At 43.2% G+C, this 13,179-nt stretch carries 10 protein-coding genes; 7 read left to right on the forward strand and 3 right to left on the reverse strand.

The window, feature by feature from the left end:
- Window positions 1-31 precede the first annotated feature (31 nt).
- Window positions 32-463: a M67 family metallopeptidase gene (locus I4V44_RS02205; RefSeq protein WP_055054157.1), complete on the forward strand. Its 432-nt coding sequence runs from the start codon at window positions 32-34 to the stop codon at window positions 461-463.
- Window positions 464-884: 421 nt separating this feature from the next.
- Window positions 885-2,579, forward strand: a complete 1,695-nt coding sequence (locus tag I4V44_RS02210) for a two-component system response regulator (RefSeq protein WP_196002248.1) — start codon at window positions 885-887, stop codon at window positions 2,577-2,579.
- A 243-nt stretch (window positions 2,580-2,822) separates the two neighbouring features.
- On the opposite strand, the gene I4V44_RS02215 is transcribed toward I4V44_RS02210, so the two are convergent.
- A complete protein-coding gene (locus I4V44_RS02215; RefSeq protein ID WP_118408543.1) occupies window positions 2,823-4,406 on the reverse strand; it encodes a glucose-6-phosphate isomerase in 1,584 nt (527 codons plus the stop codon).
- Window positions 4,407-4,710: 304 nt separating this feature from the next.
- On the opposite strand from I4V44_RS02215, the gene I4V44_RS02220 reads away from it, so the two are divergent.
- Window positions 4,711-5,214 carry an NUDIX hydrolase gene (locus I4V44_RS02220; RefSeq protein WP_008705266.1) on the forward strand — a complete coding sequence of 168 codons (504 nt, stop codon included), beginning with the start codon at window positions 4,711-4,713 and terminating at the stop codon, window positions 5,212-5,214.
- Between the two features lie 117 nt (window positions 5,215-5,331).
- Here I4V44_RS02220 and thrH read toward each other — a convergent pair whose 3' ends face one another.
- The gene (gene thrH / locus I4V44_RS02225) at window positions 5,332-5,934 is read right to left on the reverse strand and encodes a bifunctional phosphoserine phosphatase/homoserine phosphotransferase ThrH (protein ID WP_026650356.1); all 603 of its coding nucleotides are present in this window, start codon (window positions 5,932-5,934) and stop codon (window positions 5,332-5,334) included.
- Between the two features lie 515 nt (window positions 5,935-6,449).
- On the opposite strand from thrH, the gene I4V44_RS02230 reads away from it, so the two are divergent.
- The 4 genes from I4V44_RS02230 (at window position 6,450) to I4V44_RS02245 (ending at window position 11,750) form a co-directional block, all read left to right on the forward strand.
- Window positions 6,450-6,917, forward strand: a complete 468-nt coding sequence (locus tag I4V44_RS02230) for a MarR family winged helix-turn-helix transcriptional regulator (protein WP_081018880.1) — start codon at window positions 6,450-6,452, stop codon at window positions 6,915-6,917.
- 36 nt (window positions 6,918-6,953) lie between these two features.
- Window positions 6,954-8,687 carry an ABC transporter ATP-binding protein gene (locus tag I4V44_RS02235; protein ID WP_196002249.1) on the forward strand — a complete coding sequence of 578 codons (1,734 nt, stop codon included), beginning with the start codon at window positions 6,954-6,956 and terminating at the stop codon, window positions 8,685-8,687.
- Window positions 8,680-10,563 carry an ABC transporter ATP-binding protein gene (locus I4V44_RS02240; protein WP_008705260.1) on the forward strand — a complete coding sequence of 628 codons (1,884 nt, stop codon included), beginning with the start codon at window positions 8,680-8,682 and terminating at the stop codon, window positions 10,561-10,563. Before I4V44_RS02235 ends, I4V44_RS02240 begins: the two co-directional genes overlap by 8 nt.
- Window positions 10,564-10,742: 179 nt before the next feature.
- Window positions 10,743-11,750 (forward strand): GTP-binding protein, encoded by a 1,008-nt coding sequence (locus I4V44_RS02245; RefSeq protein WP_118568906.1) that lies wholly within the window; start codon window positions 10,743-10,745, stop codon window positions 11,748-11,750.
- Window positions 11,751-12,419: 669 nt separating this feature from the next.
- On the opposite strand, the gene dctP is transcribed toward I4V44_RS02245, so the two are convergent.
- Window positions 12,420-13,179 (reverse strand): TRAP transporter substrate-binding protein DctP (dctP, locus tag I4V44_RS02250; protein ID WP_195980967.1); only part of this gene is annotated, 760 nt, incomplete at its 5' end.

Raw genomic sequence — 13,179 nt, forward strand, 5'->3', positions numbered from 1 at the left:
AGAAAAACCTGATGCAAAACAGGAGAAAAGTATGGCTATAATAAGAATGAGAGATCATCTCTATGATGAGATCGTTAATTATGCAAAAGAGCATCTTCCGGAGGAAGCCTGCGGGCTTTTGGCCGGAGTGGAAACCGGGGAGGGAAGGGAAATCCGAAAGGTATATTTTCTGGAGAATAAAGATCATGCAGAAGATCACTTCACCCTGGATCCCAGAGACCAGATAAATGCGATCAGGGATATGCGTGCCAATGGATTGAAACCGCTGGGAAACTGGCATTCCCATCCGTCTTCTCCATCCCGTCCGTCAGTGGAGGATATCCGTCTTGCTTTTGATTCAAAGGCAAGTTATCTGATCCTGTCACTGATGGCGGACTATCCGGTATTGAACAGTTTTCATATTGAAGGTGGGGAATGGACAAAAGAGGATCTGAGGATTTATTCAGAAGAATATTATTTTTAAAGATTTACAGACAGGATAACAGAGGCAGAAATGTTTGAAGCAGGATTATTTGTGGAAACATTTCTGCCTCTGTTTATACTGTCAGCATATAAAAATTCCGTACATTGTAAAAGTATAGTAATCCTCGTAAATAATGCATCTTAATCCAGCCCATCATAGCATGAAACTTCCATAATAAAGTCGTGGCAAAATCATGTCAACTGCAGAATAAGGCTTGAAAGATTATGCAAAATAATGTAAACTCAAAGAGTTAAGATATGTAGACATTATGTATGCCTGTAACGTTTAAGTATAGTATATTCCCACAATGGCTGGACGGTTGCAGATAACAGATCGGTTACTATAATAATTTGAGCATCTCCGGTGCGGATATCCGGAGATGCTTTGCTTTGGAAATTGTGTGTGAGGGGTATAAAAAAGTATGAGAAAAGATTCTGACAATGCAAAACTGTTGGAACCGGGGGAATTACCGTCCAAAAGAAAAGTCCTGGTCGTAGAAGATAATGAATTAAACAGAGATATCCTCTCTTCTTTTCTGGAAGAGAAATTTGATGTTTTTTTCGCAGAAAACGGGGAAGAAGGACTGGAACTTCTTTCCGAGCATTACAGAGAATTATCAGTAGTGCTGTTGGATATCTGTATGCCTGTGTGTGATGGATTTGAATTCCTCAGACGCAGAAACACAGATAAATTTCTGTCAACCATACCGGTTATCGTTATGACCGGAAGTAATTCAAAAGATGTAGAACTTCAATGTCTGGATCTTGGTGCAGTTGATTTTATTCCGAAGCCCTATAACTTTAAACTTGTAATGGGCAGGATCAACAGTGTGATCAAGCTGAGGGAGTCCGTAATGGCACTGACTGCAGTAGAACATGATGAGCTCACTGGAGTTTATACCAGACAGGCGTTTTTCTATCATGCAAAATCTTTTCTGAAAACCAGACCGGGGGATAGATTTCATCTTGTAATTGCTGATATCAGAGATTTCAAACTGATTAACAGCAGTTACGGGGAGAAAGTAGGAGATGAAATCCTCTGCTATCTGGCAGGAGCTTATACAAAGATGCTGAAGACAGGTCTGGTATCCAGATATGGGAGTGATCAGTTCGTATGTATGACGTGTGATGACTGTGATCTGTCTTTGGAAACAGTGACAAAGATAGAAGAAGAAATCGCAGAGCATGCACCTGTTCCCAATCTTATGGTCAAATATGGAGTTTATCAGGATATTGATAAATCTTTACCTGTTTCTGTAATCTGTGACAGAGGATTTATGGCGATCAGAAGTATCCGCGATAACTATGAGTGTAACATTGCCTATTATACAGAGAAAATGAAACAGAAGCAGATGCAGGACCGTTTGCTGGAGAACAGATTTGAATCTGCGATTAAAAATAAAGAATTTGTGGCATATTTCCAGCCGAAATATGATGTAAAAACAGAGAGGATCACAGGAGCGGAATCACTGGTGCGATGGATCAACCCGGATGGTTCCATGGTAATGCCCGGAGATTTCATCCCGCTATATGAAAAGGACGGACTGATCGTGAAGCTGGATGAATACATATTCCGGTATGTCTGCGAATTTCAGCGTGAACTGATGAAGAAGGGGCAGGAGCTGATTCCGATTTCTGTAAATCTGTCGCGTACAAGCATCCATCATTCCGATATTGTTGAACGTTATATGAAGATTGTAGAGGAGAATGGGATCCCGTTTTCCTGTGTGCCTGTTGAACTGACGGAAACAGCTACTCTGAATAATGTTATGATCAGAGATTTTACAGAGAAACTGGTAAATGCAGGATTTGCACTGCACATGGATGATTTTGGTTCAGGATATTCTTCACTGATCACATTGAGTGAATTACCGTTTAATACACTGAAGATTGATAAGAGTCTGATTGACTGTATTCACCAGCAGAAGGGAAGAATGGTCGTGCAGCAGGTGATCATTCTGGCACATGGACTTGGCATGAAGGTGGTTGCAGAAGGTGTGGAGACTGCAGATCAGGTTGAACTTCTGAAGGAGATGGAATGTGACAATATTCAAGGATTCTATTATTCCAGACCATTGCCGAAAGCAGAGTTTGTTAAGAAGTCAGAAGAGAATTAGAAAAGAAAACAGAAAAATCATCATAAGGAACTTCCTGATAATATTTATCGGAGTTCTGTATGATGATTTTGTTATGTTATAGGAAATTACTCCGTAATGTTCCTATAACATAACAAAGCCCTGCAAGCAGGATTCTTTCTTGTAGCACTCCTCCTGAATGTATTATTGAAGAGGAGTGCTATAGTTTGAAACCGCTTTTTGCGGTTGGATCTTGGCTTGTGTATTTTTTGCTTTCTGATGAAATCAGATGTTTAACAGGTCACTGTATACTTTCAGTGCTCCGTCAGTGTCATGTGCAAGAACACGTTTTGCAAGGACTTTACCAAGCTGAACACCTTCCTGGTCGAAGCTGTTTAAGTTCCATACGAATCCCTGGAACATGATCTTGTTCTCGAAGTGAGCAAGTAATGCACCCAGAGATGCAGGTGTAAGTTCTTCACCTGTGATGATGCTGGAAGGACGTCCGCCCTTGAAGTTCTTGTTCAGGTTCTCATCCTTTTTACCGCATGCAAATGCTACGATCTGAGCAGCAACGTTTGCACAGAGTTTCTGCTGGCTTGTGCTGTTCTCGATATCTACGTCTACACCAAGCTGGCTCTTCTTAAAGCCGATGAACTGAAGCGGAACGATGTCAGTTCCCTGATGTAATAACTGATAGAAGGAATGCTGTCCGTTTGTACCTGGTTCACCGAAGATAACAGGTCCTGTTACATAGTCTACAGGTTCACCGAAACGGTTTACGGATTTACCATTGGATTCCATATCACACTGCTGTAAGTGTGCAGGGAAGCGGCTTAATGCCTGAGAGTATGGGAGAACTGCTGTAGCAGGATATCCCTGTACGTTTCTCTCATAAACACCGATCAGTGCATCCAGCATATCCGGGTTTTCAAGGATATTTTTATTTGTAGCAAGCTTGTCCTCGGCAGCAGCTCCATCGAGGATCTGTGCAAATACTTCAGGACCGAAAGCAAGAGAAAGGATCGCACCGCCTACACCGGAAACAGAAGAGTAACGTCCGCCGATATAGTCATCCATAAAGATTGCTGTAAGATAATCTTCGCTCTTTGCCAGAGGTGATGTCTCGCTTGTTACGGCAAGCATATGTTTGGATGGGTTTAATCCTGCTTTAACCAGAGCATTCTTTACGAAGGCTTCATTTGTCAGTGTTTCAAGAGTTGTACCGGATTTGGACACAACGATGAACAGAGCATGAGCAAGGTCTACGGAAGCAAGAACAGCAGCTGCGTCATCAGGATCTACGTTGCTGATAAATTTAGCTTCCATCTTGGATGTGTTGTTTGCTTTAGCCCAATTCTCAAGAGCAATATATAATGCACGAGGACCTAAATCACTTCCACCGATACCGATCTGTACAACAGTTGTGAATTTCTCGCCGTTTTCGTTAGTAATCTCACCTGCGTGAACTTTATTAGCGAAGTCTGCGGCTTTCTTCTGCTGTGCAACGTAGAATTCACGTTTGTTGACACCATCAACTACTACGTCTTCGCCAAGCTGTGTACGTGCAAGGTGATGAAGAACCATACGTTTCTCTCCTGTGTTGATCACAGCACCGTTGTATAATTCCTGGAATTTGTCAATAAGCTCAGCCTCATCTGCCAGTTTTGCAAGTGCATCCAGAACTGTCTCATCAACCTGTTTTGCAGCGTAGTTGTAAGTTAAGCCGGCTGCCATCGGTGTGCTGTATTTCTTTACACGTTCAGCACCTTTCTCGCCTACCATGGCATCTGCAATATTTACATGACCTTTCAGTTCGGCAAGCTTGCTGTAGGAAGCAAGAGTGTCGAGATTTTTCCATGTTGCCATAATAATATTCCTCCTTTAAGTGACTGCAGCTGTATGGCCACAGTTATTAACTATAATTATACTGAATAATTGTTCTAATTTCAATGCACGAATGTATGGGATTCAGAGATATTTCGGCACTGCTGCGCGAAAATTTTGTGAATATTTCTCTGGCTCGCTTTCGTTACTGTGAACGGAGTGAACAGTAACCCGCTTTCCTGACAGCACAACTGTAAAATCAGTATATATTTGCAATAAGACTGGCAAAATGATATTATGTATAAAGTTACAGGCAGACAGTAATTTTACAGGGAGATAATTAAAAATGGAATTTTGGGATATTTATGATGAAAATAAGAAACCGACAGGACGCACAATGAAAAGAAATGACTGGTGTCTGAAGGACGGGGAGTATCACCTGACCGTACTTGGTGTCGTCGGCAGACCAGATGGTACATTCTTGATTACCAAACGTGTGATGACCAAGGCATGGGCTCCCGGCTGGTGGGAAGTATCAGGGGGTGCAGCCCAGGCAGGTGAGGAATCCTGCGAGGCTGTCCTTCGTGAAGTAAAAGAAGAAACAGGACTGGATGTACGAAATGCGGAAGGCGGATATCTGTTTACTTATAAGAGAGAGAATCCGGGTGAGGGAGATAACTACTTCGTGGATGTGTACCGTTTTGTCATGGATATTGATGAGAGTGACCTGCACCTGCAGACAGAGGAAACAGACGGATATATGTTTGCCACTGTTGATGAGATCAAAGCCTTTGCAGCAGAAGGGAAATTCCTGCATTATGACAGTATAAAAAAGGCGTTTGAGATGTAAGGTATGGGTATAACAGTAATGGAAGCACAAAATAAAAACCATCATACAGGAATGATTTGACCTGTATGGTGGCTTTTTTGGCAATTGCAGAAAGCCTTTTTCAGACACGCTCTAAGATTATTTCATGGCGTTTCTGATTGCAGCCAGCAGTTCGTCATATTCTTCGTATGCCGGGATCTCCGGATAATCTGCCTTGATCTTGTCTGTACTGCGGAAGAGAAATCCTGCCTTGCTTGCCTGGATCATACCCAGGTCATTGTAGGAATCACCGCTTGCAATGGTATCGAATCCGATAGACTGTAAAGCTTTTACAGTAGTTAACTTGGATTGTTCCACTCTCATCTTAAAGCCTGTGATCTCACCGTTGTCTGCAACTTCAAGAGTGTTGCAGAATAAGGTAGGTCTGCCAAGCTTCTCCATGAGTGGTGCTGCAAACTGTGTGAAAGTATCGCTGATCAGGATTACCTGAGAGAAAGAACGAAGCTCATCCAGAAATTCCTTTGCGCCTGGAAGCGGATCGATCTTTGCAATCACATCCTGAATTTCTTTCAGTCCAAGACCATGCTCTTTCAGAATACCAAGTCTCCAGTTCATCAGCTTATCATAGTCCGGCTCATCACGTGTGGTTTTCTTCAGCTCCGGGATTCCGCTTGCTTCTGCAAATGCGATCCAGATTTCAGGTACCAGTACGCCCTCTACGTCAAGACATGTAATATACATAATAGAAATCCTCCTTTGTGTAAAACCTCTTTATTTTTGAAAATCCTTTAATGCTTTATTTAGTGAAATCATTCTAACATATTCTGAGAGTCCTTGCAAATTTAATTTTTGGTTACTGTTCACTGGTAATATCCCGCGAGGTGTTTTTTGTGAGCGAAGGTCACCTACAGAACCTGCCACTGGCAGCTTCTTACGGATGCTTGGCAACAGAAAACCCGAGATATACCGCGCGAATTTATGCGATTAGCATAAATTAAGTTTGCGAAGCAAACGATACTCCTTGGGCATTGCACAAGGAGGTTCATATTTCCTGCATCGCGAAGCGTGTTACTGAGAACGGAGTGAACAGTAACAATTTTTGAGTAGTTCAAAAGGAGAAATAAAAACGAGTATTGACATAAAAAAACTAAAGCCATATAATAGTTAGGCAACTAATGGATAGCAACCTAACTATTATATGGCTTTGCAATAGTATGGGTACTGATTTTAGGAGGTGCGGCGAGATAGACGAGGAAATGAAACAGAAGCTGAATGAGATGCATGTAGGCAGGCTGATACATATTTTATCCCATACAATGAAACGGCATAATCCGGCAGAGGTGATGGAGAATGACGATCTGACGACCATGCAGAAGCATGTGCTGAAATTTATCCTTCTGGAAACCATGCACAGAGATCTCTATCAGAAAGATATTGAAGAGGAATTCCAGATCAGGAAACCTACAGTGACAGGGATCCTGAAGCTGATGGAGAAGAACGGTTACATTTACAGAGAGAGTGCGAAACAGGATGCACGCCTGAAACAGATCATTCCCACAGAGAAAGCAGAGAAGATCCGTCCTGCAATCTTAAAGAGTATTGAAGAAGGCGAAGCCAAAATGCTCCGGGGAATTCCGAAGGAGGATGTGGAACTGTGCAAACAGGTTCTCTGGCAGATGTATGAAAACCGGAAAAAATCCTGCGATAGCAGGAATGATTTTTAACAGAAATAACGAGACATAAGGAGGACATTGACGAAGATGAATAAGAAACTTTTACGTTCAGTCCGGGAATACAAGAAGCAGTCTGTACTGGCTCCGGTCCTTGTAATCCTGGAAGTACTGATGGAAGTTCTGATTCCTCTGGAGATGGCGAAGATTATCGACGTAGGTATTGCAAACGGAGATATGAGCTATATCATCCAGCGTGGAGTCATCCTTGTTGCAATGGCAATGCTTTCCCTGTTCTTCGGCGTACAGGCCGGAAATATGGCGGCAGTTGCAGCAGCAGGATATGCGAAGAATTTACGACACGATATTTTTTATAAGGTGCAGGATTTTTCCTTTAAAAATATCGACCACTTTTCAACATCAGGTCTGGTCACACGACTGACCACTGATATCACAAATGTACAGCAGGCATACATGATGAGTATCCGCCTTCTTGCCAGGGCACCGTTTATGATCATCCTGTCATGGATTATGACACTGACGATCAACAAACCGATCGCAATGCTTTTCCTGATAGTTGTTCCTGTCCTTGGCGGTACACTGATCTTTATTGCGAAAAAGGCACATCCGCATTTCATCAAGGTATTTGATGAATATGACAACCTGAACAATTCCGTTCAGGAGAATGTAAATGCCTCACGTGTAGTTAAGGCTTTCGTAAGAGAGGACTATGAGATTGAGAAATTCCATGGAATTTCCAGATATGTTTATGATCTGTTTACTAAAGCAGAGAAAATTGTTGCATGGAACTCACCGGTTATGATGTTTGCCATGTATACTGTAATCATTATCATTGTTGCAATTGGCGGAAGAGGAATTGTTCTCGGTGGCATGGAAACCGGTGAGCTGACAAGTATCATTGTCTACGCACTTCAGATTCTCATGTCCCTGAACATGGTAACTTTCGTGTTTGTTATGATCATGATAGCAGAAGCATCCACAGACCGTATTGTAGAGGTTCTAGATGAAGTTCCTGAGATGCAGGATAAAGCTGATGCAGTGAAGAATGTGGCAGATGGTTCCATTGACTTTAATCATGTAGATTTCAGCTATGCAGGAGAGGGAGGAAATCTTTCCCTGAAGGATGTAAATCTTCATATTAAATCCGGTCAGACAGTAGGTATCATCGGCGGAACCGGAAGTGCCAAGTCTACCCTGGTGCAGCTGATCCCCAGACTCTATGATGTCACAAAGGGTAATGTCCAGGTGGGAGGCGTGGATGTACGCAACTATAATCTGGAAGTACTTCGTGACCAGGTTTCCATGGTACTTCAAAAAAATGTGCTGTTCTCAGGAAGCATCTATGACAATATTCGCTGGGGTGATGAACATGCCAGTGAGGAAGAAGTTCGGAGGGTCTGTAAGCTGGCCCAGGCAGATGGATTCGTCAGTGAGTTCCCGGATGGCTACGATACAATGATCGTTCAGGGCGGTAACAACGTATCCGGCGGTCAGAAGCAGCGTCTGTGTATTGCAAGGGCTCTTCTCAAGAAACCGAAGATCCTGATCCTGGATGACTCTACCAGTGCAGTAGATACAAGAACAGATGCCCTGATACGTAAGGCTTTCCGCGGGGAGATCCCGAACACAACAAAGATTATTATCGCACAGCGAGTTTCTTCTATTGAAGATGCAGATCAGATCATCGTACTGGATGACGGTAAGATCGCAGGTGTGGGTACTTCAGAAGAACTGCTGAAGACAAATGATATTTACAGAGAAGTATATGAATCACAGGTCAAAGGAGGCGGAGACGATGAATAAGAAGAAAAAATTAGATCAGAACACCATCCAAACTGCCAAAAGACTTCTGAAATATATGACAGGAACCCATAAGATACAGTTTATCATCGTATTTATCTGTATCTTTATCAGTTCCGCAGCAAGTATTGCAGTATCCCTGTCCCTGAAATTTCTGCTGGATGACTTTATCATCCCGCTGATCGGACAGACAGATCCGAACTTTGCAGAACTCTATAAGGCACTTGCAGTCCTTGGCTGTATTTTTGCACTTGGTGTGATTGCCACATTTATTTATACCCGAATGATGGTTTATATCGGTCAGGGTGTGCTTAAAAGTGTCCGTGATGATATGTTCGAGCATATGCAGACTCTTCCGATCCGCTATTTCGACCAGAATACAAACGGATCTGTCATGAGCCTTTATACCAACGATACAGATACCCTGCGACAGATGATCAGCCAGGCGATCCCGCAGGCGCTGATGGCGCTGTTTACGATCGTGGTTACCTTTATTTCCATGTTATTGTTAAGTCCGCTGCTTACGATTCTGGCAGTTGTGATTATTTTTATTATGCTGAAGGTTACCAGTAAGATTGGTTCCAACAGTGGCAAATATTTCATCCGTCAGCAGGTATCTCTGGCAGATGTGACCGGTTTCGTGGAAGAACGAATGAATGGTCAGCGTGTGGTAAAAGTTTTCAACCACGAAGATAAATCAAAAGAAGAATTCGACAAACTCAACGAAGCACTCTTCGAGAGTTCTGCAAACGCCAATAAATACGGAAACATGATGGGACCTGTGATCGGTAACATCGGTAACCTGCAGTTCGTACTGACAGCAGTACTTGGGGGACTTCTTTCTGTAACAGGTGTGGGCGGCATCACCCTCGGTGTTATGGCTTCCTATTTACAGTTCACCAAGAGCTTTACCCAGCCATTCATGCAGGTGGCACAGCAGTTCAACGCCATCGTTATGGCACTTGCAGGTGCAGAACGTATCTTCAGGCTCATTGACGAGAAGCCGGAAGAGGATGAAGGTTACGTAGAACTTGTTAATGCAAGAAAGGATGCCAACGGCAATATCACAGAATGCAAAGAGAGAACAGGCATGTGGGCATGGAAGCATCCACATTCTGCAGATGGTTCCGTTACTTATACAGAACTGACAGGAGATGTCCGATTCGAAGATGTTACATTCGGATATAACCCGGACAAAGTTATTCTGAAAGACATCAGCCTCTTCGCCAAACCAGGACAGAAACTTGCTTTCGTAGGCTCTACAGGTGCAGGAAAGACAACCATCACAAATCTGATCAACCGTTTCTACGATATTCAGGAAGGTAAGATCCGTTACGATGGAATCAATATTACCAAGATTAAGAAGGATGACCTGAGACGTTCTCTGGGAATCGTACTTCAGGATACTCACCTGTTTACAGGAACTATTAAAGAAAACATCCGCTACGGTAAACTGGATGCCACAGATGAGGAAGTATACGAGGCAGCAAGACTGGCTCATGCAGACCAGTTTATCAAAATGCTTCCAAAAGGATATGATACCATGTTAAGCGGAGACGGTGAGGAACTGTCCCAGGGACAGCGCCAGCTTCTCTCCATTGCAAGAGCAGCAGTAGCCAATCCGCCTGTACTGATCCTGGATGAAGCAACTTCAAGTATTGATACCCGTACAGAGAGTATTGTACAGAAAGGTATGGATAACCTGATGAAAGGCCGTACTGTATTTGTGATCGCCCATCGACTTTCAACCATCAGAAACAGTGATGCCATCATTGTACTGGATCATGGAAAGATCATTGAAAGAGGCGACCATGAAGACCTCATTAAGTTAAAAGGAACTTATTATCAGCTTTATACCGGTAAGCTGGAATTGTCATAAGAAACGATCAGAAAGACTGCAATTATTTCAGAACATGAATAATTGTGGTCTTTCTTTGCGGGCGTTGCGTTTTCTGCGTTATAATGCTATGATCGTACAGGTATGTGGATCACAGATGATGAAGTTCCGGTTTACGGATAAAAAAGAAAAATTATGCAGCAGCAAGGGAGAGATATACGATGGTAAAGATAGATCTGATCACTGGTTTTCTTGGTTCAGGGAAGACGACGTTTATCAGGAAGTATGCGCAGTATCTGATGGATGCTGGTAATAATATTGGGATTCTGGAGAATGATTACGGGGCTGTGAATGTGGATATGATGTTGCTTCAGGATCTGATGGGAGAGAACTGTGAGCTGGAGATGATCTCAGGAGGGTGTGATAAGGACTGCCACAGGAGGAGATTTAAGACGAAACTGATTGCTATGGGTATGTGCGGTTATGACCGTGTGATCGTGGAGCCGTCTGGGATTTTTGATGTGGATGAGTTCTTTGATATTCTTCATGAGGAGCCGTTGAACCGCTGGTATCAGATTGGGAATGTGATCGCAATTGTGGATTCTAAGCTGGAGCGTGATCTGTCAGAGGAGGCGGATTTCATTCTGGCTTCTGAGGTGGCAGATGCCGGATGCATTGTGATGAGCAAGAGCCAGGACGCATCACCCGAGGAAATCCAGGGTACGATTGAGCATGTGAATCAGGCGTTGGAGAAGGTTCATTGCAGCAGGAGATTTCATTGTGAAATGAATGGTGTGGATACTGATAATGTTATCCACAAGAATTGGGATGAGATGTCGAAAGAGGACTTTGACAGAATCGCATCCTGTGGATATGTGATGGCAAGCTACAGGAAACCGGAGTTTGAGGCAGAGGATGCCTTTACTTCTCTGTACTTTATGAATGTGAAGATGACTGAGAAGGAGCTGCGGGAAGCAGCTGAGAAGATTCTGTCTGATTCTGAATGCGGGCGTGTGTTCCGAATGAAGGGATTTATGAGAGTAGACAGTGACAGCGAAGACGGTTCTGGAAAGTCTGCTCAGACAGATAGCGAAGAACAGCAGTGGATTGAATTAAATGCTACCAAGAATGAAATTACAATCCGTCCGCTTCATGTAGGGCAGGAGGTTCTGATCGTGATCGGGGAAGAACTGCAGGAGGAGAAAATCAAGTCTTACCTGAAGATCTGAGATTTGAACGCAGGTCACGAAGTGACTGCGTTCATGAGCAAGTAGCGAAGCGGATTGCGAATGTCGTTACTGTTCACTCCGTTCACAGTAACGTAGCCAAAATTCATTCCAGATTGCCTGCGGCAATGGAATTTTGGCTTGTATATCTCGGGATTTTGGCATATTCATGCCAAAACACCTCGCGGGACAGTGGTGTGTGAACAGTAACCGAATGTCTGCTTTACTTTATAAAAAAGGGCGCTTGAAAAATCAGGTGCCCCATTGTATAATCTACTTAGAAGATGACCGGAAGCGTGTTCCGGTTGCCCTCTGTGATTAATTATAATGTTAAAAAGAAAGTAAGCATCTCACTTTGAGCGGGGGGATGCTTATTTCTTTTTATGTTGATCTATGTAAGTCAATGCCGTAAAAATTACTAACAGTAAAGTAAGAACTTCCATTGTATTCATCGGGCATCACCCTCCTTTCGTGAAACTGGAGGGCAGGGGTCGAAACTTTGCATCCGGGTCTGTTCAATTATACTTGTTCAGTATAACGTGAAAAATAGAAGATATCAAGTACTTTACGTTCTATATTATTAAAAACAAAACAGGGTATGAAGCTCATCGTAATCTGATGAAACTTTATACCCTGTTCATTTATTTTTATGGAGTTTTGTAACCGTAAGGATTATTTGGTAAACAGATCAACCAGATCCTGGCCGTCTTCGTAGCCCTGGCTCTTCAGCTCATTTACGAACCAGTCGTCTACGCCGTCTACAGCTTTCTTGAAGGAATCGATATCCATATCTGCTTTCTCTGTGAAGGTTACGCCGTTTTTGGATTCCCAGCGTTCTTTAATCTCATTGTCGCTGGAACGGTTGATGTAACGTTCGTATTCAACTGCCTTCTGGCCGCATTCATCAACAACTGCCTGCTGTTGTGGTGTAAGGCCGTCGTAGATATCCTGGTTGATGCAGAAGAACAGACAGTCATAAATTGCATCCCACATGGAGCAGTAAGGCTGAACCTCCTGAACGCTTGCTGCGTCAATAGCCGGAAGTGGATTTTCCTCACCTTCAACAGTGTTCTGCTGAAGTGCTGTGTAAGTCTCTGACCAGTTCATATTGGTAGCATCAGCGCCCCATCTCTTGTAGCATTCCATCAGAAGGTTGGAACCTGCTACACGGACCTTCAGGTTCTTCATATCATCTACAGATTTGATTTCATGTTTGCTGTTTGTGATCTCGCGGAAACCGTTTTCTGCGATACCCATGCAGTGGAGTCCGTATTCGCCAAGGATTTCTTTCAGTTTTTCACCAGCTTCGCCGTCGAATTTCGCATCTGCATCGTCGTAAGAATCATAGACGAATGGAAGAGAAACAACGTTGAAACGTGGATCAAATGCAGAGTAGATCAGGTTGGAGTGCATGGAGATCTGAACCGGGTCA

This window comes from Blautia sp. 1001283B150304_161114_C9 (genome assembly GCF_015668165.1).
Classification (GTDB): domain Bacteria; phylum Bacillota; class Clostridia; order Lachnospirales; family Lachnospiraceae; genus Blautia_A; species Blautia_A wexlerae.